The following is a 24,498-nucleotide window of genomic DNA, read 5'->3' on the forward strand; positions in this document are numbered from 1 at the left end:
CGCCCCACCCGTCACCCGACGCACCACCGGGCGACCGCAGGAGCAGCAGGCCGCCGCCCCACCACCGGCCCCACCGGCCCCATCCGGCACCGCCCCGGGCGCCGTCCCAGCCACCGTCTCCGGCACCGCCCCAGGCGCGGGCGCGGGCCCCGCCTCAGGCGCCGTCCTCGACCAGCCCGGCGTCGCGCGCGAGCAGCGCGGCCTGGACCCGGTTGCCGACGCCGAGCGCGGTCAGGATCCGGCTGACGTGCGCCTTGACGGTGCTCTCGCGCATCCCGAGGACGCCCGCGATCTCCGCGTTGGAGAGCCCGTCGGCGAGTTCGCGCAGCACGTCGGTCTCGCGCGGGGTCAGCCCGGCGACCCGGTTGCGGGCGGCGACCGACCGGGGCGCGCCGGTGCGGTGGTAGCGGTCGATGAGACGCCGCGCGGCGGCCGGGTGCAGCATCCCCTGGCCCCCGGCGACGACGTGGACGGCCCGGGCGATCTCGGCCGGCGGGGTGTCCTTGAGCAGGAAGCCGTCGGCGCCGGCGGCGAGCGCCTGGTAGACGTACTCGTCGAGATCGAAGGTGGTGAGCGCGATCACCCGCGGGGCGTCGGGCAGTTCGCGCAGGCGCCTGGTAGCGGCGATGCCGTCGAGCCGCGGCATCCGGATGTCCATGAGCGCCACGTCGATCCGCTGGCGGCGGGCGAGTTCGACGGCCTGCAGTCCGTCGGCGGCCTCGGCGACGACGGTGAGGGCCGGGTCCTGGGTGAGGAGGTCGACGAGGCCGAGCCGAACGAGCGCGTCGTCGTCGACCACCATCGTGCGGATCATGCGACGTCCTTCGGCTGCGAGATCGCGGCGGGAGCAAAGGGCGGGAGGGCGGGCGGGGCGGGGACAGCGCGCGGGGCGGGACCGGGAGAAGGCGCCTCCTGCGAGCCCGGGGGCAGGGACGGGGACGGGACCGGGGCAGGCCCCCCGGGCACGGCCTGCGGTGGGCGCTCCGGCGCGGGCAGGCGGGCCGCGAGCCGGAAGCCGCCACCGCCGTCGGGCCCCGCGTCGAGGTGGCCGCCCAGCGCGCCGACCCGTTCGGTGAGCCCGACCAGACCGTACCCGCCACCGGTGGCCGACCCGTTCGACGACGCCTCCCCCGGCCCGTTGCGGACCTCGACGGTGGTGGCCGGGGCGCCGTAGCGGACCCGGACGGTGACGGACGCGGCGTGCGCGTACTTGCGAGCGTTGGTCAGAGCCTCCTGGACCAGGCGGTGCACGGCCAGCCGGTGCGTGGTGGGCACGGTCTCCGGGTCGCCGGAGAGGGCCAGTTCGACCTGCTGGCCGGCCGCGGTGGCCTCGCCGACGAGTTCGGTGAGGTCGCGCAGCGCGGGCGCCGGGACGCGTGCCGTCCCGGCCGGTGCGGTCGACTCGTCCTCGGCGACCGGTCGCGCCGGCGGGTCGGCACGCAGGGCGCCGAGGACGTCGCGCAGGTCGTCGAGCGAGCGTGCGGCGGTGGTGCGCAGCAGTTCGAGGCGGTGGGTGAGCCGCTCCGGGTCCGCGGTGACGGTGCCGGCCAGGGCCTGGTCGCGCAACACCCCGGCGTGCAGCACCAGCAGGCTGAGCCGATGGGCGAGCACGTCGTGCATCTCCCGGGCGATCCGGGCGCGTTCGGCGGCCCGGGCCTGTTCGGCGCGCAGCTCACGCTCGCGGCGCAGCGCGTCCACCTGCTCGTGCAGGGTGCGGATCAGCACCCGGCGGCCGTGCAGCCACAGGCCGACGGACAGTGTTGCGGCCTGGACGAGGAGTTGGGATCCGGTGGTGCCCGCCCAGCCGACCAGCGAGTCGGCCCGGGTGGCGCTCACCACCGCGATGACGGCGCCGCCGGCCGCCGCCGGGCCGGTCCGGCCGAGGGAGGCGAGGTAGTAGACGCTGAACAGTCCGGGAAAGGCGCGGTTGAACAGGCCGCCGGTGAACACCGGCAGGACGGCGGAGGCCATCGGGTAGCGGCGGGCGAACAGCAGTGAGAGCGAGGCGAGGACGGCCGCGACCGTCCGGGCCAGGCGCAGCGACTCGTCGGCGTGGACCCACTGGAAGAAGGCTTCCTCGACGGTGAGTGCGAGGATGCCGAGCAGCAGCAGCGTGTCCGTCCACGGCCGGCGGTCCGGGCCGTACCAGCCCAGTGGGGCTGTGCGCATCGGGCCGCTCCCGTCCTCCCGCATCGGGCTCCCTCCGGGCTGCCTCCGTCCGTCCGTCTCGATGCTACGGGCGGTCGACCGGCGGGCGCCCCCTTCTCCCGGGTAGCCGCACCCTCGACTTTCGGCGGGGGGCGGCGCCGCTCGTCGGCCGATTCGGGGGGCGGCGGGCCTGCCTAGCGTCGACGGCATGACGACCGAACGGCTCCGCCCCCGCTCCGACTCCCTTCCCCCGCCGCCCAGTTCACCGTCCGGCGGGGACCGTCTGCTGTTCCTCGCCGAGGCGCTGCGCACCTTCCACGACACCGGTGCGCTGGCACCGAGCGGCGCGGAACTGGTGAACGCCCTGGTGGTGCCGGTCACCAGCCGTCCGAACCGGCCGATCTCCGTGCTGGAGGTCGGCGCCGGGACGGGCGTGGTGACCCGTCGGCTGGCCCAAGTGCTGCGCCCGGGTGACCGGTTGCACGTCGTCGAGGCCAATCCGCGCTTCGCCGACCGGCTCCGGGAGGATCCCGCGCTGGCCGCGCGCCACCCGGGCATCGCACTGCGGCTGTCAGCCTGCCGGGTGGAGGAGCTGCCGCAGTGCCGCCCGGCCACGCCGACCGCGCCGGACGGGATCGGCCGGGCCGCCGGGACGGGACCAGGGGGCGGGGCGCGCGCGACGGACGCGACGGACGCGACGGACGAGCGGTACGACGTGATCGTGTCGGGCCTGCCGTTCACCAACTTCGAGCCGGCCCAGGTACGCCACCTCCTCGACCTGTACCTGCGGCTGCTGATGCCCGGGGGCGAGCTCACGTACTTCGGCTACCTCGGCACGACGACGGCGCGCACCCTGACCTCGGGGCCCCGCCAGGGCGCCCGCCACCGGGCAGTGGTGCGACTGCTGCGGCAGTTCGAGGCGACGTACGGGCTGGGCGAGCGCACGGTGTGGCACAACCTGCCACCGGCCCGCGCCTACCTGCTGCGGACACCGGGCGGACGGGAGGACTGGGGGCCGGGCACCGACTGCCCGGCGGCGGAACCGGCGGGTAACAGATGACAGGTTTCAGATGACAGACAACAGACGACAGCGAACAGATTTTGAAATCTGTTCGCTGTCGTGCCATAGTGGTCTCCGGGGCACCCCGCCCATCGCCACCTACGGCGCCGCGCCCACCCCTGGAGTCCCCGTGTCCACGACGCCCCGTCCCACACAGCGCACCCTCGGCGCCTCCGGCCCCGTCACCTCCGCCCTCGGCCTCGGCTGCATGGGCATGTCCGACCTGTACGGCCCGGCCGACGAGGCCGAGAGCATCGCCACCATCCACGCCGCGATCGACGCCGGGGTCACCCTGCTCGACACCGGCGACTTCTACGGCATGGGCCACAACGAGCTGCTGATCCACGAGGCCCTGCGCGGCCGCGCCCGCGAGAGCGTGCAGATCAGCGTGAAGTTCGGCGCCCAGCGCGGCCCGGACGGCCAGTGGCTCGGCTACGACGCGAGCCCCGCCGCCACCAAGACTGCGCTCGCCTACACCCTGCGCCGCCTGCGCACCGACCACATCGACGTCTACCGCCCCGCTCGCCTCGACCCGAACGTCCCGATCGAGGAGACCGTCGGCGCCATCGCCGACCTGGTCAAGGCCGGCTACGTCCGCCACATCGGCCTGTCCGAGGTCGGCGCCGACACCCTGCGCCGCGCCGCCGCCGTCCACCCGATCAGCGACCTGCAGATCGAGTACTCGCTGATCTCCCGCTCGATCGAGGGCGCCATCCTCCCCACCGCCCGCGAGCTCGGCATCGGCATCACCGCCTACGGCGTGCTCTCGCGCGGCCTGCTCAGCGGCCACTGGAGCCCCGACCGCCCCCTGGCCGGCACCGACTTCCGCGGCCACAGCCCGCGCTTCCAGGGCGACAACCTGACCCACAACCTCGCCCTCGTCGAGGCGCTGCGCGAAGTGGCCGCCGCGAAGGGGGCGAGCGTCGCCCAGGTCGCCATCGCCTGGGTCGCCTCGCGCGGTGACGACGTCGTCCCGCTGGTCGGCGCCCGCCGTCGCGACCGCCTCACCGAGGCCCTGGGCGCACTGGACGTCACGCTCACCGACGCCGACCTCGCCTCCATCGAGGCGGCCGTCCCCGTCGGCGCCGCTGTGGGCGACCGCTACGCTGCCGCCCAGATGGCGCACCTGGACAGCGAGCACTGACCAGCCGGAACCAGCCGGAACCGGCCCGACGGCCACAACCGGCAGCACCACCCTTGACCGCACGACCCTAAGGACGGACCTCCCCGTGACCACGGACACCACACTCACCGCCGAGCAGATCCTGATCGCGGCGGAGGACGTCCTCCGGCGGTTCGGCCCGGCCAAGGCCACCGTCGTGGACGTCGCCCGCATCCTCGGCGTCAGCCACAGCAGCGTCTACCGCCACTTCCCGAGCAAGGCCGCGCTGCGCGAGGCGGTCACCCAGCGCTGGCTCGACCAGGCGCACCACCAGCTCGCCTTCATCTCGACCGAGGCCGGCCCGGCCGTCGAGCGGCTGCACAACTGGCTGGTGACGCTGTTCGCGGCCAAGCGGAGGAAGGCACTGGACGACCCGGAGCTGTTCGCCACCTACATGGTGCTGGTCGAGGAGAACAGCGGCACCGTCGACGCGCACATCGAGACCCTGGTCGGCCAGATCGCCCAGATCGTCCAGGACGGCATGGAGACCAAGGAGTTCAAGCTCGCCCACATCCTCACCACGGCCCGCGCCGTGTTCGACGCCACCAGCCCCTTCCACGACCCGGCATACGCGTCCTCGTGGTCCGAGCCGACCGTGGACGACCGCTTCGAGGCCCTGTGGAAGCTCATCCTCGGCGGCCTGCTCGCCAGGTGACGCACCCCTGACGGCCCGGGACGGCCGGCACCCGGAGCAAAGCCCGCTCGCCGGCCGCTCGCGAGGGCGGGCCGGACCGGGTCGCGGAGCTGTCGGCGACGGTGCGTTGAGCCGAGCCCGCCGGTCCGGTGGGGCCTCGCAGGCTCGGCTCGTCGGCGTCTCCTCGGCACCTCGACCGCGCGCGACCGGTTGCCGGCGCCCGTTCTAGCGTCGGGAGCTGCCGAACAGCAGCCGGTAGACGATCAGCAGCACCAGGGCGCCGCCGATCGCCGACACCCAGGTCGCCATGTCGAAGAAGTGCGCCGTCACCGACCTGTGCAGGAAGTGTGAGGCGATCCAGCCGCCGACGAAGGATCCGGCGATGCCGATCAGGGTTGTCACGATCAGGCCGCCCGGGTCCTTCCCCGGCAGCAGCAGCTTGGCCAGGGCCCCCGCGATCAGGCCAAGCACGATCCACGCGACGATGCTCATCTGTCCCTCCCGTCCGCGGTGCGACGGCCCCGTCCCACCGCTCTGCCTCGAAGGACGCCGCCCGCCGCCGCCCGGTTCCGGCGGCGCGGGACCACCGGACCGAATCGGCCACCCCGGACCCGGCCGCTCCGGGGTGGCACCCCCTACCCACCGGCCCGCACACCCGCCCGCCCGCCACCCGACACCGCGCCCAGCACCAGGTACAGCACCGACGCCGCCCCGAAGCCGACCGCCCACCCGTAGTCGGCCAGCGGCTTGAACACGGGCAGCAGCCCGTCCGCCGGGAACGGCCCGCCGTACGAGCCGCCGACCGCCAGGACGCCCCCGACCAGCAGCGCCGTCACCGCGCGCCAGTTCCACCCGCCCGCGTACCAGTACGCCCCGCCCGGCCGGTACAGCTCGGCGAGTTGCAACCGGGTGCCGCGCAGCACCCAGTAGTCGGCGATCAGGACCCCGGCCACCGTCCCGAGCAACCCTCCGACCACACCCAGCCAGGTGAAGATGTAGACGTGCGGGTCGGAGATCAGCTTCCACGGGAAGATCGCGATCCCGACCACGCCCGTGATCAGCGCCCCGGTACGGAAGTTGACGAACCGGGGCAGCAGGTTGGCCAGGTCGTAGGCCGGCGAGACGACGTTGGCGGCGATGTTCACCGACAGCGTCGCGACCAGGACGGTCAGCAGCGCGAACAGGATGGCGACCGGGCTCTCCATCTTCGCGGCGAGTTGGATCGGATCCCACACCGGTGCGCCGTAGACGGCCTGCGAGCCGGAGGTGACGAGGACGGACAGCAGTGCGAACAGCGTCATCGTGGTCGGCAGGCCGAGCGCCTGGCCGCGGATCTGGGCCCGCTGGCTGCCCCCGAAACGGGTGAAGTCGGGGATGTTGAGCGACAGGGTCGACCAGAACCCGATCATGCCCATCAATGCCGGAAAGAAGACCTTCCAGAACCCGCCGCCCCAGCCCAGTTCGGACGGCTGGTCGAGCAGCGGCCCGAACCCGCCCGCCTTGACGGTGATCCACACCAGCAGCGCCAGCGCGCCGACGATCACGAACGGCGCGGCCCAGTTCTCGAACCGCCGAAGGGTCTCCATCCCGCGCGCGATGATGGCCATCTCGATCAGCCAGAACAGCAGGAACGACAGCCACTGCGTCCACGGGTAGCCGCCGAACTCCCCCGCCGTGCGCCAGGATTCGCCGAGCAGCTTGCCGGCCAGCAGGAAGATGCCCTCACCGCCGATCCAGGTCTGGATGCCGAACCAGGCGCAGGCCACCGCCGCCCGAATGAGCGCGGGCAGGTTGGCACCGCGCAGCCCGAAGGCGGCCCGGGCGAACACCGGGAACGGGATGCCGTACTTCGTCCCGGCGTGTCCGGTGAGCAGCATCGGCACGAGCACCACGAGGTTGGCGATCGCGATGGTCAGGACGGCCTGCTTCCAGTCCATGCCGAGCGCGACCAGCCCCGAGGCGAGCGTCCAGGACGGGATGTTGTGGGCCATGCCGACCCAGAGCGCCAGGAAGTTGTAGGTGGTCCAGGTGCGCCGCGCCACCGGGACCGGCCGCAGGTCGTCGTTGGTGAAGCCGTTGGATGGCAACTCCCCCGAGGCCGGGTCGAGTTCGACCCGGCCGTCGGGGTGCTGCCACTGCCTGCCGCCGGTGGCCGTGTCGGCCATGGGCAACTCCCGTCTGCTGCACTTGCGTTACAGGTGGGGGATGACGTCGGTTCCGTAGGCGTCGATGGTCGCCTCGACGGCGTCGTGCATGGCGTAGACGGCGAACTGGTCGACGCCGAGGGAGCGGAGGTGTTCCAGCCGGTCGAGCTGGGCCCGCGGCGGCCCGATGAGGCAGAAGCGGTCGACGATCTCGTCCGGGACGAAGGCGGTGTCGGGGTTCCCGGCCCGGCCGTGATGGCTGTAGTCGTACCCCTGACGGCCTTTGATGTAGTCGGTGAGGGCCTCCGGGACGAGGTCGGAGTGCGCACCGTAGTGGCTCACCAGGTCGGCCACGTGGTTGCCGACCATCCCGCCGAACCAGCGGCACTGTTCGCGGGCGTGGGCGAGTGCGGCGGGCGAGTCGCCGTCGGTGACGTAGGCGGGGGCGGCGACACAGATGGTGACGGCGTCCGGATCCCGGCCGGCCTCAGCCGCGGCGGACCGGACCGCCTTGACCATGTACTCGGTGAGGTACGGGTCGGACAACTGCAGGATGAATCCGTCAGCCTGACGTCCGGTCAGCGCGAGCGCCTTCGGCCCGTACGCGCCCATCCAGATCGGGAGTGCGGCGCCGGGGCCGACCCACGGCAGGTGCATCTCGGTGCCGTCCACCTCGACGGTCCGTCCCTCGGCCAACTCCTTGATGGCGTGCATGGCTTCGGAGAGGCGGGCGAGGGTGGCGGGGTGGCGTCCGGCGACCCGCATCGCGGAGTCGCCGCGGCCGATGCCGCAGACGGTGCGGTTGCCGTACATGTCGTTGAGCGTGGCGAACAGGGAGGCGGTGACCTCCCAGGTGCGGGTGGAGGGGTTGGTGACCATCGGGCCGACGGTCAATCCCCGTGTCTCGGCGAGGATCCGGCTGTAGATGACGAAGGGCTCCTGCCACAGGACGCAGGAGTCGAAGGTCCAGCCGTGGCTGAAGCCCGCCTGTTCGGCCCGGATCATCCGGTCGATGAGCAGGCGGGCGGGCGGGTCGGTCTGCAGGACGAGGCCGATGTCCATGGGTGGCTCCGGGGAGGGTGGTTCCGCCGCCCGGGGAATCACGGGCACGGGCACGGGCGGCGGCGCGGGAGGGTGGGTCAGGTCAGGTACTGGCAGGTGTCGCGGCGCAGGAAGGCACCGTGGCCGGCCCGGCCGAGCCAGCCGCCGTTGTCCAGTACGACGGTGCCGCGCGAGAGCACGGTGCGGGCACGGCCGGTGAGTTGGCGGCCCTCGTACGCCGAGTAGTCCACGTTCATGTGGTGGGTGGCGGCGGAGACGGTCTGCACCGCGGTGGGGTCGTAGACGACGAGGTCGGCGTCGGCCCCCGGCGCGATGGTGCCCTTGCGCGGGTGCAGCCCGAACATCCGGGCGGGCGTGGTGCAGGCGATCTCGATCCAGCGCCGGCGGGTGATGTGCCCGTCGACGACGGCCTGGTGGAGCAGGTCCATCCGGTTCTCCACGCCGGGCAGACCGTTGGGGATCTTCGAGAAGTCGCCACGGCCGAGTTCCTTCTGGCCGACGAAGCAGAACGGGCAGTGGTCGGTGGAGACCACCTGGAGGTCGTTGGCGCGCAGTCCGCGCCAGAGCGCCTCCTGGTGCTCGCGCGGCCGAAGCGGCGTGCTGCACACGTACTTGGCGCCCTCGAAGCCGTCGGCGCCGGTCTCGGCGAGGTTGTCGGTGGAGAGGAACAGGTACTGCGGGCAGGTCTCGCCGAAGACGTTGAGCCCGGCGTCACGGGCCTGGACGAGTTCGGCGAGGGCGGCGGCCGCGGAGACGTGCACGACGTAGAGCGGGCTGCCGGCGACCTGGGCGAGCTTGATGGCCCGGTGGGTGGCCTCGGCCTCCAGGAGTTCGCGGCGGACCTCGCCGTGGTGGCGCGGGGCCGTGCGCCCGGCGGCGAGGGCCTGTTCGACCAGCACGTCGATGGCGATGCCGTTCTCGGCGTGCATCATGATCAGCCCGCCGTTGACGGCGCCGCGCTGCATGGCGCGCAGGATGCGGCCGTCGTCGCTGTAGAAGACGCCCGGGTAGGCCATGAAGAGCTTGAAGGAGGTGGACTCGCCGGAGTCGACGAGGGTGTCCATTTCCTTGAGGACGCCCTCGTTGACGTCGGAGACGATGGTGTGGAAGGCGTAGTCGATGGCGCAGTTGCCGTCGGCCTTGGCGTGCCAGGTGTCGAGGCCCTCACGCAGCGAGCCGCCGACGGGCTGGACGGCGAAGTCGACGATGGTGGTGGTCCCGCCCCAGGCGGCGGCGCGGGTGCCGGTCTCGAAGGTGTCGGAGGCCGCGGTGCCGCCGAAGGGCAGTTCCATGTGGGTGTGGGCGTCGACGCCGCCCGGGATGACGTAGTGGCCGGTCGCGTCGATGACGGTGTCGGCGCTCCAGGCCTCGGCGGCGGAACTGCCGGTGCTGGCGAGCGCGGCGACGCGTTCGCCCTCGATCAGGACGTCGGCGTGGAGTTCGTCGGCGGCGGTGATGACGAGGCCGCCGCGGACGATGGTGCGCTCGTGCGGGTCGCGGGTGGTCATCGCGGCGCTCCTCAGGCCTCGGAGAGCGGTCCGTAGGCGTCGGGCCGGCGGTCGCGGTAGAACGCCCACTGCTGGCGGACCTGTTCGATCAGGTCGAGGTCGAGGTCGCGGACGACGAGCTCCTCCTCCTTGTCGGAGGCGACGTCGCCGACGAACTGGCCGCGCGGGTCGACGAAGTAGGAGGTGCCGTAGAAGTCGTTGTCGCCGTACTCCTCGGTGCCGACGCGGTTGATGGCGGCGACGAAGTACTCGTTGGCGACGGCGGCGGCGGGCTGTTCCAACTGCCAGAGGTAGGCGGACAGGCCACGGCTGGTGGCGGAGGGGTTGTAGACGATCTGCGCGCCGGCCAGGCCCAGGGCGCGCCAGCCCTCGGGGAAGTGGCGGTCGTAGCAGATGTAGACGCCGACCTTGCCGACGGCGGTGTCGAAGACGGGCCAGCCGAGGTTGCCGGGCTTGAAGTAGTACTTCTCCCAGAAGCCCTTGACCTGGGGGATGTGGTGCTTGCGGTACTTGCCGAGGTAGCGGCCGTCGGCGTCGATGACGGCGGCGGTGTTGTAGTAGACGCCGGTCTGCTCCTCCTCGTAGACCGGGACGACGACGACCAGGCCGAGTTCGCGTGCGAGGTCCTGCATGCGGCGGACGGTGGGGCCGTCGGGGACGGCTTCGGCCCAGCGGTAGTGCTCGGGCTCCTGGACCTGACAGAAGTACGGGGCGTTGAAGACCTCCTGGAAGCCGATGATCTTCGCGCCCTGGGCGGCGGCCTCGCGGGCGTACCGCTCATGAAGGGCGATCATGCTCTCCTGGTCGCCGGTCCAGCGGGTCTGGACGAGTGCGGCACGGACGATCTGCGACATGGATACCTCCGCAACTCCGCTGCCCGGCCGGGGGGTCGGGCCTGCGGTCTGAGGGTTCACGGGGCGGGTCTCGTCTGCGGGTCTCCGGGGGATCCGCAGGGGTCTACGTGCGTAGAAAGCGATCTGTAGACCGTAGGCCGGGCCTCGGTGGCCTGACAATACGTTGGCGGTAACGCGTCTGGGGCGATCTTGTTACGCGGACACGCGGATGGTCCTGGATGGGATGAAACGATCATTTACCCCGGGATCGGGCCCCTTACTCATTCGAGTGAAAGCGGGCGCGCTGGGTGCGGAATCGGCCACAGCAGGGTAAAACGCGCCTGGACATCGCTGTGGACCGTCACCAGGCGGCGGCACAACGCGACTTCGGGGGATCGGGCATGGGCTGAGCGCAGGAGTCGGAGACAGGAACGGCGAGCGGAGAGCGAGGAACGAAGAGCGGACGGGGATCGCACACGGGGAGGTGGAGATGACGGTGGTGACGGACCGCACGGCGGCGGCGGAGGCGGCGCCCGAGCACGCCCTCGGCCGGCTGCTCGGGTGGGCCCGGCGCGAGGGTCGAGCGGGGCGGGCGCCCACGCTGCCCGCCTGGGCAGGGCTGCTGCTCGCGCTCGGGGCACTGCTGCCGCTCGCCGTGGGCGGGTTGCTGTTCCGCCATTGGGCGCCCCCCGTACGGGAGGTCGCGCTCCAGCTGGCCGGCTCCCGTACGGCAGCCGAGGTCGTGGTCGGCGGCCGGGCCGGGGAGCAGCTGGCCGCACTGCGCGCCGCCGCCTGGCTGATCGGCGGCTACGGCCTGACGCTGGCGGCCGCCGCCCTGCTCGGCGGGTACGTGTTCGGGCGGCGGCGCTGGCGGCTCACCGCGCTCGCGGCCGGCGCCGCCGGGCTGCTCGCGGCCTGCTGCGACGTCGGTGAGGACGTGCTGCTCTCCATCGGTCTGGTCGGCGGCGGGACGGGCTCCGACACCCCCTTCGCCGCCGCTACCGCGCTCGCCACCGTCAAGTGGCTGCTGCTCCTGCCGGCCGGCGTGATCGCGGCAACCGTCCTCGCGGTGATCGCCACCCGGGCGGCGCGCGGGCTCCGGCCGTGGCGGGCGACGGCCACCTGGGCGCCCACGGGCGCGGGCGACGACCCGGTCGCAGGGCCTCGCACTGCTACCGGCGCCGGCACCGCCACCGACGCGGGCACGAACGACGACGCGGGCGACGGGACCACCGACCGACCCGCGCTGATCCCGCCCTGGCCGGTGGCGGGCAGGGCCGCCGGCCTGCACGGTGTCCCACGGCCGTCGAAGCCCGTCTCGCCCACCGCTACCGACGCTCCCGCCACACTCAACGCACCCGAGGTACCCGACGCTCCCGCTGCACCGATCCGGCACGCCCACTGGCGCGACGGCGCCCGGGTGCCGCCCGGTCGCGAGCCCGCCGAACTCGGCTTCTGCGCCTCGGGCGGCGGCATCCGCTCGGCCTGCGTCACGCTCGGCGCCCTCCAGTCGCTGCGGCCGTGGCTGAAACGGGCCCGCTATCTGGTCTCGGTCTCCGGCGGCGGCTACACCGTCGGCGCGCTGCAACTCGCGCTCAGCGACTCCGCGCCCGGCGGCCCGGTGCGCGCCGTCTCGGGTCTCACGGCCGACACCGTGTTCGAGCCCGGCTCCCCGGAAGAGGATCACCTGCGCCGCCACGGCAGGTTCATCGCCGACGGCGCCGGCGAGTGGCTGGTCGCGCTCGGGACGCTGCTGCGCGGGGTGCTCTCGGCCTTCTCCCTGCTGCTCGCCGCCGTCCTGGTGCTCGGCCTCGGGCTCAGCCGGTTCTACCACCTCGTCCCGATCACCGACCTGGACGGCCTGGCGGCGGCCGGCCTGCGCACCGCGGGCGCCGTACCGGGCCCGCTGGCGTTCCGGGCGCCGGCGCTCGCCGCACTGGCCGGGCTGCTGGCCACGGCGGCCGGGTGCTGGCTGCTCTGGCTGCTGGCCTTCCCCCCGCTCGGCTGGCACGCGCTGCTGCCGCGCGCACTGCGCCGGCTCTTCCTCAGCGCGCTGGCGCTGGCCGGCCTGCTGGCCGTCGGGGTGCTGGCGCTGCCGGGGCTGGCTTGGGGGGCGGTACGGCTCCAGCAGGCGCTGGCCGCCGGCCCGCAACTGACCGGCGCCGGGCTCAGCCTGACGGTGGTGCTCAGCTACCTGGCGCTGCTGCTCGGCATACTCTGGCGCGACCGCAGGACGATCCGCCGGGGCGCGGCCGCGCTCGGCGGGGCGCTGCGCGGCGCCGGGCGGCTCGGCGGCGGCCTCACCGCCAACCTCCCCCAGTACATCGTGGTGTGGGCGGCCCTGGCCGCGCTGTCGACGGGGGCGCTGCTGGCCCTGGGCTGGGCGGTCGCCACCGGGTACGCCTGGCCGACGGCCCTCCAGGTGCTGCTGCCGCTGGTCCTGGGCGCGGTCGGGCTCAACCTCGACCAGACCTGGATGGGCCTGCACCCGTTCTACCGGCTACGGCTGGCCTCGGCGTTCGCGGTCCGTCGGGTGAGCGAGGGCGGCCGGGCGCTGGCCCGCCCGTACGACTTCTTCCGGGAGCAGACCTGGCTCAGCCACTACGCCGCCCGGCACCCCGGATTCCCCCAGGTGATCTTCTCCGCGGCGGCCAACCTGTCCGGTAACTCCCGTACACCGCCCGGCCGTCGGGCGGTCTCCTTCTCGCTCTCGTACGACTACGTGGGCGGTCCGGACGTCGGGTACGCGCGGACCGACCTGCTGGAGCGGCGCACCCGGCGGCACATCGCCCGGGATCTCACCGTGCAGTCGGCGATGGCGGTCTCCGGCGCGGCCTTCTCCTCCGCGATGGGCCGTCAGTCAAGGGTCTACCAGGGGCTGTTCGCGGCCACCAACGCGCGACTCGGCACCTGGCTGCCGAACCCGGCGGTGCTCGGCCCGGAGTGGTCCGGCATCCCGGACTGGCGCCGCCCGGCGCAGCCCGCCGTCCGCCGCCTGCCCTACCAACTGCGTGAGCTGACCGGGCGGTTCCCGGCCGACGATCGCTTCCTGCTCACCACCGACGGCGGCCACTACGAGAACCTCGGGCTGGTCGAGCTGCTGCGGCACCGGGTGCGGACGGCGGTCTGCATCGACGCCAGCGGCGACTCCGGCTACGCCGCCAACCTCGCCGCCGCGATCACCCTGGCCCGCGAGGAACTCGGCATCGTCATCACCCTGCACGAGCCGGAGTCGCTGATCCCCGGCAGCGCCGCCGACGGGCCGTGCACCAGCGAGCCTCCCACCAGCCAGCCGTCCACCGGAGAGCGGTCCACTGACAGGCCGCCCACCGGCGACGGCGGCCGCCGACCGCAGTTGCGCGGGCTGGCGGCGCAGCTGTCCGCGCGGCTGTCGGCCCGGGCCGTGATCACCGGGGACATCCACTATCCGGAACCGTTCGACTGCCCGGAGCCACTCGACGCCCGGTCACCCGCGGGTGGAGCGCCGGCCAGGCCCGGCGAGCGGGCCGCGGACGGTCGGCACGGCACGCTGATCGTCCTCCAGGCGGTCCTCACCACCGGCATGCCGTACGAGCTGCACTCCTACGCGGTGGCCAATCCGGCCTTCCCGAACGACGGCACCAGCGACCAGTGGTTCGACCACCAGCAGTTCGACGCGTACCAGACGCTGGGCCGCTACCTGGGCGACCAGGCGGCGCCGGTGATCGAGGCGGCGCTGGCGGCCTCCGGCGAGGACGCTGCCAGGAGCGCACCGGGGTACCGGCCCGGCGGCGGCATCGGGCCGGCGTCCGCGCAGCCTCCGGGAACCGTGCAGCCTCCGGGAACCGCGCCGACGACGCCATCGGCCGCGACTCCCCCGGCACCGCGCCGCCCGGCCGAGGGGTAGTCGGCGACGGTCGGCGACAGCGCGAACGACGGGCCGAACGGCGGTGGGGCGGGGCACCCCCGGCCCGGCCCCGGCTTGACTTCGTCCGGTTCGCTCGGGGAGGATCCGGCGCATGGACACCGGCGCCACTCTGGTCTGCCGCCTGCACGTCGATCTGCGACGCCAGGCGAGTTCCATCTGTGCCTGTTGACCCTGCCTTTCCCCGCTGGTCCCGCCCTGTGACATCTGCCAGGGCCCGCGCCGCGCACCCGCAGTTCTGATTCCCGCTCCGCCCGACGCACCCGTGCGTGGCCGTGCCGCTCCGTCGGCCCGTGCCCGCGCCCGCCGCCGGACCAGCGCGCACCCCGCCGACGTTCCCGCCGCACCCGAGGACGCCCCCCATGAGCCTGAACCTCGCCCCCGACGACCCAGCTGTCGCGGCGGCCGCCCCGACCACCACAGCCACTGCCACTGCCACTGCCACCGAGGAGGCCCGCGCGCCGCTCACCCCGAGCACCCTGCGCGCCGTCGTCCGCGACCTGGCCGAACGGCCCGACCAGTGGATACACCTCGTCCGCCTCTCCACCGAGGAGCGCTGGTACCAGCGCCTGGTGGCCGACGACGACCACGAGGTGTGGCTGATCAGCTGGCTGCCCGGCCAGTCCACCGGCTTCCACGACCACGGTGGTTCGCGCGGCGCGTTCACCGTCGCCCTCGGCGAGTTGGAGGAGTTGTCCCTCGGCGGGCCGGACCAGGGTCTGCTGATCCGTCGGGTCCCGGCCGGCACCGCCCGCGCCTTCGGCCCCGAGTACGTGCACGACGTGCGCAACACCGCGTCCGGCCCGGCCGTGACCCTGCATGCCTACTCGCCCCCGCTGGGTTCGATGGCGCACTACGACCTGCGGGCCGGCGGGCTCGTCCACACCTCGAAGGAAGGACCGGAGCAATGGTGACCACGATCGACGACCTGGTGGAACGGGCCCGCGAAGGCGTGCACCGCCCGCGCGCCCGGGAGGCGTACCAGTCCCAGCTGGACGGCGCGCTGCTGGTGGACATCCGCCCGGCGGCGCAGCGGGCGGCGGAGGGGGAGATCCCCGGCTCGCTGATCATCGAGCGCAACGTGCTGGAATGGCGGCTGGACCCGACGGGCAGTCACCGGATCCCCGAGGCGTCGGGTTACGACGTCAAGGTGATCGTGGTCTGCTCGGAGGGGTACGCCTCCAGCCTGGCGGCGGCCTCGCTGCGCGACCTGGGGCTGCACCGGGCGACCGACCTGGACGGCGGCTTCGTCGGCTGGGCGGCCGCCGGGCTGCCGACGCGACAGGGCGGCTGAGGGCCGAGACGCGCGGCGGCACGGTGTCGCAGCGGCATGGTGTCGCGGCGGCATGGTGTCGCGGCGGCATGGTGTCGCGGCGGCATGGCAACGCTGCGGCGCAGCCGATGAGAGGCTGAGGGGCTTCAGGTCTGAAGGGCCGACAGGCTGAGCTGCCGCGGGGGCAAGCCCCCGACCCACCGTCAAAGCGGCCGCACCCAGCCCCTCTGACCTGCCGAAACACTGGACGGTCGAGCGGCTCGGGCCGTCCGACAACGGGCTCCGAACCGCCTGCCGGGTGGTAAATGAGAGACAGGAGATGATGCAGGTCATAGTCTGATCAGAGTTTCAGCCGGTCCGAAGCTGGGCAGCCACGCGGGCGGAAGAACGCCCGGGCGGTCGATCCGACAGACGCCGTCGCGGCAGCGGCGGGCACGGCCCACGCCGTCGCCGCTTGTCGACAAACCGCCGTCGACGACCGCCATCAACCGAACGACCGAAACAGGCGCCGCCTCCCCGGGGCGCCCTGACGAGGAAACTCCCCGTGATCAGATTCGAGGGCGCTGGCAAGCGCCACCCCGACGGCACCATCGCCGTCGAGGGCCTGGACCTGGACGTCCCGACCGGTCGGATAACCGTCCTGGTCGGACCGTCCGGATGCGGCAAGACCACCCTGCTGCGCATGGTCAACCGGATGGTCGAGCCGACCTCGGGCCGGGTGCTGCTGGACGGCACGGACGTCGCCGAGCTGGAACCCGCCAAGCTGCGTCGCGGCATCGGCTACGTGATCCAGCAGGCCGGCCTCTTCCCGCACCGCAAGGTGATCGACAACATCGCCACCGTCCCCTACCTGCTCGGTTGGGACCGCAAGAAGGCCCGCACCCGGGCCGCCGAACTGCTCGAACTGGTCGGACTCGCGCCCGAGACCGGCAAGCGGTACCCGTTCCAGCTGTCCGGCGGCCAGCAACAGCGGGTGGGCGTGGCCCGCGCCCTGGCGGCCGACCCGCCGGTGCTGCTGATGGACGAGCCGTTCAGCGCCGTCGACCCGGTGGTGCGCGCCGGGCTCCAGGACGAGCTACTGCGGCTCCAGTCCGAGCTGCACAAAACGGTGCTGTTCGTCACCCACGACATCGAGGAGGCCGTCCGGCTCGGCGACCAGGTGGTGGTCCTGCGCGAACAGGGTCGGATCGCCCAGCTCGCCGATCCGCACACCCTGCTCACCACCCCCGCCGACGACGGCGTGGCCGCCTTCCTCGGCCGCGACCGGGGCCTGCGCGGCCTCGGCCTGCGCCCCGCGAGCACCGTCGCCGTCCGCCCGGTGGGCGACGGGCTGCGCTACGGCGGCTGGGAGCTCGCGCTGGACGACGAACGCCGCCCGATCGGCTGGATCGACCGCGACGCCGTCACCGCCGAGCTGCACCCGGCCGCCGGCTACCGGCCGGACACCGACACCCTGCGCACCGCGCTGGACTCCGCCGTCCTGTCCCCTGCCGGGGTCGCCGTCGCCCTGGACGCCGCCGGCCGGGCCACCGGCACCGCGAGCCGCGAGGCCGTCCTCGCCGCGCTGTCCACGCCGGGCACCGGCGCTGCGGGCGAGACCGTGCCCAGCGGGGCCGAGCCCGGGCCCGGCCCCGCCGCTGCGGCGGCGGCCGGTGACCCTACGGACGGAGCGACCGGTGGACGATGAACCGATCGTCCGCTGGTACTGGATCGGCGACCACCTCGGCTACCTCGGCAACCTGCTCGCCGACCACGCGGTGATCGCCCTGCTGCCGGTGCTCCTCGGCCTGCTGCTGGCCGTCCCGCTGGGCCTGACCTGCACCCGCTTCCCCCGGCTCTACCAGCCGCTGTCCGCCGTCTTCAACATCGTCTACGCGCTGCCCTCGCTGGCCGTGTTCGTGGTGCTCATCCCCTACACCGGCCTCGCCACCCAGGCGACCGTGATGATCCCGCTCACCTTCTACGCCCTCGCCGTGCTGCTGCCGACCACCGTGGACGGGCTGCGCGCCGTCCCGGACCCCGTCCGGCAGGCCGCCACCGCGATGGGGTACGGGCCGTGGCACCGGCTGACCTCCGTCGAACTGCCCGCCGCCGTGCCGTACCTGATCGCCGGACTGCGGGTCGCGGCGGTGTCCAGCATCTCGCTGGCCAGCGTCGGGGCGCTGGTCGGGCGCGGCGGGCTCGGCTACCTGTTCGTCGACGGCTTCCAGCGCACCTTCCCGACCCCGATCGTGGCGGGCATCGCGCTGATCGCCGTCCTCGCGCTGGCCGTCGACCTGCTGCTGGTGGGCGCCCGGCGGCTGCTCGCGCCCTGGGCCGTCCGGGAGAAGGGAGCGGGCTCGTGAACTGGCTGAGCTGGCTGAGCGACTTCTTCTCCGCCCCCGACCACCGCAGCGGTCCGGACTCGATCGTGCACCGGGTGTCCGAACACCTGCTGTTCTCCGGCGAGGCCCTGCTGTACGCGGCGGTGCTCGCCGTACCGCTCGGGCTGCTGATCGGCTACACCGGGCGCGGCGTCACGGTCGTCACCGCCTTCGCCGGCGCCACCCGCGCCCTGCCGACGCTCGGGCTGGTGACGCTGGCGGTGCTGCTCGCCGGGGTCGGCGACACGGCCGTGCTGATCCCGCTGGTCGCGCTCGCGGCGCCGCCGCTGCTGGTGGCCACCGTCGAGGGGGTGCGCGGCACCGACCCGGACGTCCGGGACGCGGCGCGCGGCATCGGGCTGACCCACCCGCAGGTGTTGTGGCAGGTCTGCCTGCCGTCCGCGGCACCGACCCTGCTGGCGGGCCTTCGCACCGCGACCGTCCAGGTGATCGCGACCGCCACGGTGGCCGCCTACGTCGGACTGGGCGGCCTCGGCCGCTACGTCATCGACGGGCTGGCCACCCGGAAGTACGCGGTGACCGTCGGCGGCGCGCTGCTGGTGGTGCTGCTCGCGGTCGGCGCCCAGCTGTTCTTCGCCCTGCTCGCCCGGTACGCGCTCCCGCCCGGGATGCGCGCCCAGCGCCGGGCCCGCTGAACCTCCTCTCCCCATCCTCTCCGGAAGGACATCTGTCACCATGTCGACAATCCACAGAAGCCGGCGCGCCGTCGTCCTCGGCACGCTCGCCGCGCTCGCCCTCGGCGCCACCGCCTGCGGCTCCTCCGGCAGCGGCGACCCGCTCGGCGGCTCCAGCTCCGCGGCAGGCTCCCCCGCCGCCTCGGGCGCGGGCTCCGGGTCGACCGTGGTCGTCGGCTCGGCGAACTTCCCGGAGAACGTGCTGCTCGGCTCGATCTACTCGCAGGCGCTCAAGGCCAAGGGCGTCAAGGTCGAGGAGAAGTTCAACATCGGCAGCCGGGAGGTGCTCTACGGGCAGCTCCAGAACGGCAGCCTGACCGTCCTGCCCGAGTACAACGGCTCACTGCTCGCCTACCTGGACGCCAAGTCCACCGCCGTCACCACGGAGGACGTGAACGCGGCGCTGACCAAGACGCTGCCCGCCGCGCTGGGGATCCTCGACTCCTCCCCCGCCGAGGACAAGGACTCGCTCAGCGTCACCCAGGAGACCGCCGACAAGTACGGGCTCAAGAGCATCACCGACCTGGCCGCGAAGGCGGGCGAGTTCGCCATAGGCGGTCCGCCGGAGTTCAAGTCCCGCCGCGAGCAGCAGCTCAAGGACGCCTACGGGCTGACCTTCAAGGAGTGGAAGCCCACCGGGGACACCACCGCGAACGCGCTCAAGGACGGCGCCATCCAGGTCGGCAACGTGTTCACCACCGACCCGAAGATCGTCCAGCTGAAGCTCGTCCCGCTGACCGACCCGAAGAACATCTTCGGCGCGCAGAACGTCACCCCGCTGATCAACAAGGCGGGCGTGAACCCCACCGCGACGGCGGCCCTCAACGCGGTGTCGGCCAAGCTCGACACGGCGGGGCTGACAGCGCTGATGAAGCGCGTCGCGGTCGACAAGGAGGACCCGTCGACGGTGGCCAAGGACTGGCTGAAGGCCAACGGACTCGGCTGACCGCGCCGCACGGACACGGCAGACGGGCGGCCCGGGAGGTTCTCCTCCCGGGCCGCCCGCCGTCGCGAGCGGGATCTTCCCTTCGGCGCCGCGGACATGACAGTGTGACGCCATGCGCACTCGTCTCCTCGCCGCCACCCTCACGGCATTCGCCGCGGTGAGCCTCGCTGCCTGCTCCGGCTCGGGTTCGGGCTCCACCTCGCCCACCACCGCCGCCAGCGGCTCCCCCACCGCCCCGGCCGCCACCCCCGGCGCCGCTTCCGCACCGCCGGCGCCCGCGACTCCCTCGGCCTCCTCGGCCTCCTCGGCCTCCGTGGCCGACGCGTCCGGCACGGCCGCCCCCACAGCCGGATCCCCCGCGGCGCCCGCCCCCGGCAGCCCCTCGGCCCCCGCCCCGGACACCGGCTCGTCCGGCGCACCCGCCCCGGCCAAGCCCGCACCGCCGACCGACGCCGGACTGCCCGGTAAGCCGGGCGCCGACCTGACCGGCAAGCTGGTCGCCGCGCTGAACGCGATCGACCCGGCGATCGTCGGCGGCAAGCCCGACCAGGCCGTGGACCGGGCCCGCAACCAGTGCCAGGCGATGTACCAGTTCCCCAAGGACAAGTCGAAGCTGGTCGAACTGGCCGACCAGCGCTTCACCTCGCCCGACCACCCGCAGGGCTTCGGACCGGACACCGCCGCGAAGATCAACGACGCGCTGCGGACCACCCTCTGCCCGCCGCCGGCGTAACCCGGAGCGACGAACCGAACCACCCGACATCCTGAACCGCCCGGCGACCAGCGCCCGGCGAACCGAACCGCCCGGCGTCCTGAGCGCCGGGCCGCCGTGGCCGCGACCCGCCGTCGGGTTCGCGGCCACGGCACCTTCCCGCGCCCTGGGGTCGCGACCGGCACTCCACGTCCCGTGCCCCCCTACTGCGCCACACCAACCCGCCCAACGGCCAACCCCTTTGGGCGCGAGGACGGTGTGTTGACGAACTGTCAGGTCTCTTGACAGACCAGTGGTCTAGTCCAACCATAAGCATGTCGATCCGACCGGGATGCACTGTGGGGGTGTGACCACCGGCGGCTGAGGCACCGCCCTGCCCTGTCCCGCTCCGCCCCCGCTCCGTACGGCGTGCGCGCACTCGCACCGCCGCCCGCCTCCGCGCACGTCGGCGGGCTTCCGCGCGCCCGCATGTCCGGACATCCGCAAGCCCGCCCGGGCCCGCGCGGCCGACCCCACACGGCCGCCGCGCCCGGTCGTCCACGTATCCCCAACGTCCTGCCCCACCACGTATGTTGGAGAATCCATGCGTCTACGCAGAACCATCCAGGCGGCCCTGACGGCCTGCGCCACGCTGGCCGCCTCAGCCGGCCTGGTCGCCGCCGGGACGGGCTCCGCCCAGGCCGCGACCCCGCTCCCCAGCCGGGTCTTCGCCCCCTACTTCGAGTCCTGGACCGGACAGAGCCCCGCCACCCTGGCCGCCCAGTCCGGCGCCAAGTACCTGACGATGGCCTTCCTGCAGGCGGCCACCAAGGGCTCCTGCACCCCGTACTGGAACGGCGACACCTCTAAGCCGGTCTCCTCCTCGACCTTCGGTGCCGACATCGCCACCATCCGGGCCAACGGCGGGGACGTGATCCCCTCCTTCGGCGGCTACACCGCCGACAACACCGGTACCGAACTGGCCGACAGCTGCACCGATGTCAACCAGATCGCGGCGGCCTTCGAGAACCTCATCACCACCTACGACGTCAGCCGGATCGACCTCGACATCGAGGACAACTCGCTGACCAACGCGGCCGGAATCGACCGCCGCAACAAGGCGATCAAGATCGTGCAGGACTGGGCCGCCACCAACGGGCGGAACATCCAGTTCTCCTACACACTGCCGACCACCACCACCGGGCTGGCCTCCAGCGGCCTCGCCGTACTGAAGAACGCGGTCAGCAACAACGCCCGGATCGACGTCGTCAACATGATGACCTTCGACTACTACGACGGCGCCACCCACGACATGGCGGCCGACACCCAGACCTCCGCGCAGGGCCTCTACAACCAGCTCGCCAAGCTCTACCCGGCCAAGACCCCCGCCCAGCTGTGGGGTTCGATCGGCATCATCGAGATGGTCGGCATCGACGACTACGGCGCGGCCGAGACCTTCACCGTGGCCAACGCCACCACCGTGTACAACTGGGCGGTGTCGAAGGGCATCAACACGCTGTCCTTCTGGGCACTGCAGCGCGACAACGGCGGGTGCCCGGGCAAGGGCGGAGACGACTCCTGCTCAGGGATCAGCCAGAACACCTGGGACTTCACCCACATCTTCGCACCGTTCACCAGCGGCTCGACGGTGACCAACGACTTCTCCGTGGCCGTCAACCCCAACTCCGCGACGGTCACCGCAGGTTCGTCCACCTCGGCGGCGATCGCCACGGCGGTGACGGCGGGCTCGGCGCAGAGCGTCAACCTGTCGGTCAGCGGCGCCCCGACGGGCGTCACCGCCACCATCACCCCCGGCAGCGTCACCGCCGGCACCGGCGCCACCCTCAACATCGCCACCACCTCGGCCGCTGCGGCGGGCACCTACCCGCTCACCGTGACCGCCACCGCGCCGTCCGGCACGCACACCGCCACGTACTCGCTGACCGTCACCGGGACGACCCCGCCGCCGGCCGGCCTGGCCAACGGCGGCCTGGAGAGCGGCAGCCTCGCACCGTGGACCTGCCAGAGCGGCGGCGCCGTGGTCTCCACCCCGGTGCACTCCGGCTCCCACGCGCTGCAGGCGGCGGCGACCGCCGGCCAGACCGGCGACTGCTCGCAGACCGTCACGCTGAAGCCCAACATCAGCTACACGCTGAGCGGTTGGGTGCAGGGCAACTACGCGTACCTCGGCGTGAGCGGCGACGCCACCGCCAGCACCTGGGCCAACGCCTCCGGCTGGACCAAGCTGAGCGTCCCCTTCACCACCGGCGCCTCCGGCACCGTCACCGTCTACCTGCACGGCTGGTACGGCCAGGGCAACGTCTACGGCGACGACTTCTCGATCGCCTGAGAGCGCGTAACGACCGACGGGTCACAGGTATCGGGTAACAGATAACAGATGACAGCTGACAGATTTCAACATCTGTCAGCTGTCATCTGTTTGTTGTTCGCTGTTCGCCGTCAGGCGTCAGCCGTCAGGCCCCCTCCGTCAGCTCCCTGCCACCACCCCGGACGCCTCGGCCTCCGCCGCCTTCATCCGTGCGGGCCGACACAGCGTCACGTACGCCACCATCGCCAGCACCCCGCACGCCAGGACGACCACCGCCAGCAGCACCGCGGACGGCCGCCCACCAAGGCTGCTCAGCGGCGCGACCACCGCCCCGCACAGGAAGTTGCCGGTGCCGAGCAGCGCCGACGCCGTCCCGGCCGCCCTCGGCTCGACCAGGCTGAGCGCCTGCGCGGCCGTGTTCGGCAGGACCACTCCCATGCTGCCCATCATCACGAACAGCGGCGGACAGAAGCCGAGCAGCCCGAAGTCCCAGACCGAGGTCATCAGCACCAGTGCCACCCCGGCGACCACCGCCGTCCCGAGCCCGGCCAGCATCAGCCCTCGCGGGGTGAAGCGGCGCGCGAGGACCCGCCCGTTGAGCTGCGTCATGACGACGATGGCCAGCGAGTTCGCCGCGAACAGCAGGCTGTAGGTCTGCGGCGACACCTGGTACACGTGCTGCAGCACCGTGGACGACCCGCTGATGTAGCCGAACAGCGCTCCGAAGGCGAAGGCGCTGGTCAGCGCCAACCCGAGGAACGGCAGGTCACGCAGCAGCCGCCCCATCGTGCGCAGCGCCGCGCCCACCCCGCCGGTGCCCCGGGCCTGCGCCGGCAGCGTCTCGCGCAGCACCCCGAAGGCGACCAGGGTGAGCATCAGCCCGAGCGCGGTCAGCGCGCCGAAGGTGCCGCGCCACGACGTGAACCGCATCAGTTGCGCCCCGAGGATCGGGGCGAGGATCGGCGCCAGCCCGGATATCAGCGCGATCGAGGCCAGGAACCGCAGCATGGCGACGCCCTGGAAGCGGTCCCGGGCGACGGCCCGGCCGATGACCAGCCCGGCGGATCCGGCCGCGCCCTGGATGAAGCGGGCGACGATCAGCACCGTCAGGCTCGGCGCGATCACGCACACCACGCTGGCCAGGGTGTAGACGACGAGCCCCGCGAGCAGTGGCGGGCGGCGCCCGTAGCGGTCGCTGAGAGGCCCGAAGAGCAGCTGCCCGGCCGCGACCCCGAGCATCGAGAAGGTGAGGGTGAGCTGGACGGCGGCCGGCTCGGCGGCCAGGTCGTCGGCGATCGCGGGCAGCCCGGGCAGGTAGAGGTCGGTGGTGAGCGGGCCGAGCGCGACGAGGCCGCCGAGGACGGCGACGGTGGCCTTGCCCGGGCCGGCCTGGCCGGTGGTAGGGGCGGTGGAGGGGGCGGTCGACGTGTCGCCGGCGGGGCCGACGAGCGGGCCGGGCATGGGGCTCCTCACGGAACGGGGGACGGGATGGGACGGGATGGGACGGGGACGGGGACGAGTTTGTCCACGGTCCGTCCTATCGCAGCCCCGGCCACCTCCGATAGCGGGGGGCCGTCCCGACGGTTCACCCTCGGCCACACCGTCGGCCAAACCATCGGCCGGATCGCGCAGCCGGCCCACCGACCGAACCCACGGCACCCGGGCAACACGACGGCCCACCCGCACCATCAGGTGCGAGCGGGCCGGTCGGAGTCTGGCAGCCGGATCAACGCATGGCGCCATCAG

Annotated in this window: 21 protein-coding genes; 13 read left to right on the plus strand and 8 right to left on the minus strand. The window is 73.1% G+C overall.

Translation table 11 applies throughout. The annotated features are described in order from the left end of the window. Positions 1 to 154: 154 nt before the first annotated feature. Complete coding sequence (locus ACIOJE_RS28050) at positions 155 to 814, minus strand: response regulator transcription factor (protein ID WP_280681068.1); 660 nt, start codon at positions 812 to 814, stop codon at positions 155 to 157. Further along, positions 811 to 2,169, minus strand: a complete 1,359-nt coding sequence (locus tag ACIOJE_RS28055) for a sensor histidine kinase (RefSeq protein WP_400779787.1) — start codon at positions 2,167 to 2,169, stop codon at positions 811 to 813. Before ACIOJE_RS28055 ends, ACIOJE_RS28050 begins: the two co-directional genes overlap by 4 nt. Before the next feature lie 187 nt (positions 2,170 to 2,356). Between ACIOJE_RS28055 and ACIOJE_RS28060 the strand changes: the two genes are divergently transcribed. The 3 genes from ACIOJE_RS28060 to ACIOJE_RS28070 all read left to right on the plus strand — a co-directional run bounded on the left by ACIOJE_RS28060 (position 2,357) and on the right by ACIOJE_RS28070 (position 5,025). After that, entirely contained in the window at positions 2,357 to 3,208 is an 852-nt protein-coding gene (locus tag ACIOJE_RS28060) for a class I SAM-dependent methyltransferase (RefSeq protein WP_400779789.1), read from the plus strand. Positions 3,209 to 3,338: 130 nt separating this feature from the next. Continuing rightward, positions 3,339 to 4,352 carry an aldo/keto reductase gene (locus tag ACIOJE_RS28065; RefSeq protein WP_400779791.1) on the plus strand — a complete coding sequence of 338 codons (1,014 nt, stop codon included), beginning with the start codon at positions 3,339 to 3,341 and terminating at the stop codon, positions 4,350 to 4,352. Positions 4,353 to 4,437: 85 nt separating this feature from the next. Further along, a complete protein-coding gene (locus ACIOJE_RS28070) occupies positions 4,438 to 5,025 on the plus strand; it encodes a TetR family transcriptional regulator (protein ID WP_400779793.1) in 588 nt (195 codons plus the stop codon). 204 nt (positions 5,026 to 5,229) lie between these two features. On the opposite strand, the gene ACIOJE_RS28075 is transcribed toward ACIOJE_RS28070, so the two are convergent. The 5 genes from ACIOJE_RS28075 to ACIOJE_RS28095 form a co-directional block, all read right to left on the minus strand. After that, positions 5,230 to 5,496: a GlsB/YeaQ/YmgE family stress response membrane protein gene (locus ACIOJE_RS28075; protein ID WP_280681060.1), complete on the minus strand. Its 267-nt coding sequence runs from the start codon at positions 5,494 to 5,496 to the stop codon at positions 5,230 to 5,232. 143 nt (positions 5,497 to 5,639) lie between these two features. Then, positions 5,640 to 7,169 (minus strand): NCS1 family nucleobase:cation symporter-1, encoded by a 1,530-nt coding sequence (locus tag ACIOJE_RS28080; RefSeq protein WP_400779795.1) that lies wholly within the window; start codon positions 7,167 to 7,169, stop codon positions 5,640 to 5,642. 27 nt (positions 7,170 to 7,196) lie between these two features. After that, positions 7,197 to 8,210, minus strand: coding sequence for a TIGR03842 family LLM class F420-dependent oxidoreductase (locus ACIOJE_RS28085; protein ID WP_400779797.1), 1,014 nt, complete (start codon positions 8,208 to 8,210; stop codon positions 7,197 to 7,199). Positions 8,211 to 8,287: 77 nt separating this feature from the next. Next, a complete protein-coding gene (gene hydA / locus ACIOJE_RS28090) occupies positions 8,288 to 9,718 on the minus strand; it encodes a dihydropyrimidinase (RefSeq protein ID WP_400779799.1) in 1,431 nt (476 codons plus the stop codon). Positions 9,719 to 9,729: 11 nt separating this feature from the next. Beyond that, positions 9,730 to 10,572: a nitrilase-related carbon-nitrogen hydrolase gene (locus ACIOJE_RS28095; protein WP_280681051.1), complete on the minus strand. Its 843-nt coding sequence runs from the start codon at positions 10,570 to 10,572 to the stop codon at positions 9,730 to 9,732. Positions 10,573 to 11,041: 469 nt separating this feature from the next. Here ACIOJE_RS28095 and ACIOJE_RS28100 point away from each other — a divergent pair, with 469 nt between their 5' ends. The 10 genes from ACIOJE_RS28100 (at position 11,042) to ACIOJE_RS28145 (ending at position 22,773) form a co-directional block, all read left to right on the plus strand. Further along, a complete protein-coding gene (locus ACIOJE_RS28100; protein WP_400779801.1) occupies positions 11,042 to 14,437 on the plus strand; it encodes a hypothetical protein in 3,396 nt (1,131 codons plus the stop codon). Positions 14,438 to 14,549: 112 nt separating this feature from the next. Then, the gene (locus ACIOJE_RS28105) at positions 14,550 to 14,627 is read left to right on the plus strand and encodes a putative leader peptide (protein ID WP_400664439.1); all 78 of its coding nucleotides are present in this window, start codon (positions 14,550 to 14,552) and stop codon (positions 14,625 to 14,627) included. Between the two features lie 190 nt (positions 14,628 to 14,817). Continuing rightward, positions 14,818 to 15,369: a cysteine dioxygenase gene (locus ACIOJE_RS28110; RefSeq protein WP_400779803.1), complete on the plus strand. Its 552-nt coding sequence runs from the start codon at positions 14,818 to 14,820 to the stop codon at positions 15,367 to 15,369. Next, on the plus strand, positions 15,363 to 15,749 hold the full coding sequence (locus ACIOJE_RS28115; RefSeq protein WP_400779805.1) for a rhodanese-like domain-containing protein: 387 nt from the start codon (positions 15,363 to 15,365) through the stop codon (positions 15,747 to 15,749). The genes ACIOJE_RS28110 and ACIOJE_RS28115 overlap by 7 nt, the downstream gene beginning before the upstream one ends. Before the next feature lie 523 nt (positions 15,750 to 16,272). Then, on the plus strand, positions 16,273 to 17,415 hold the full coding sequence (locus ACIOJE_RS28120) for an ABC transporter ATP-binding protein (RefSeq protein WP_400779807.1): 1,143 nt from the start codon (positions 16,273 to 16,275) through the stop codon (positions 17,413 to 17,415). Then, positions 17,405 to 18,073, plus strand: coding sequence for an ABC transporter permease (locus ACIOJE_RS28125; RefSeq protein ID WP_400779809.1), 669 nt, complete (start codon positions 17,405 to 17,407; stop codon positions 18,071 to 18,073). The genes ACIOJE_RS28120 and ACIOJE_RS28125 overlap by 11 nt, the downstream gene beginning before the upstream one ends. Further along, entirely contained in the window at positions 18,070 to 18,747 is a 678-nt protein-coding gene (locus ACIOJE_RS28130; protein ID WP_280681042.1) for an ABC transporter permease, read from the plus strand. Before ACIOJE_RS28125 ends, ACIOJE_RS28130 begins: the two co-directional genes overlap by 4 nt. Before the next feature lie 40 nt (positions 18,748 to 18,787). Continuing rightward, positions 18,788 to 19,732, plus strand: coding sequence for an ABC transporter substrate-binding protein (locus ACIOJE_RS28135; RefSeq protein WP_400779811.1), 945 nt, complete (start codon positions 18,788 to 18,790; stop codon positions 19,730 to 19,732). A gap of 112 nt (positions 19,733 to 19,844) precedes the next feature. After that, on the plus strand, positions 19,845 to 20,465 hold the full coding sequence (locus ACIOJE_RS28140) for a hypothetical protein (protein WP_400779813.1): 621 nt from the start codon (positions 19,845 to 19,847) through the stop codon (positions 20,463 to 20,465). 562 nt (positions 20,466 to 21,027) lie between these two features. Next, entirely contained in the window at positions 21,028 to 22,773 is a 1,746-nt protein-coding gene (locus tag ACIOJE_RS28145; protein ID WP_400779815.1) for a glycosyl hydrolase family 18 protein, read from the plus strand. A 138-nt stretch (positions 22,774 to 22,911) separates the two neighbouring features. On the opposite strand, the gene ACIOJE_RS28150 is transcribed toward ACIOJE_RS28145, so the two are convergent. Next, the gene (locus tag ACIOJE_RS28150; RefSeq protein ID WP_400779817.1) at positions 22,912 to 24,213 is read right to left on the minus strand and encodes a multidrug effflux MFS transporter; all 1,302 of its coding nucleotides are present in this window, start codon (positions 24,211 to 24,213) and stop codon (positions 22,912 to 22,914) included. Between the last annotated feature and the right edge of the window lie 285 nt (positions 24,214 to 24,498).

Source organism: Kitasatospora sp. NPDC087861, assembly GCF_044742585.1.
Lineage (GTDB): Bacteria > Actinomycetota > Actinomycetes > Streptomycetales > Streptomycetaceae > Kitasatospora.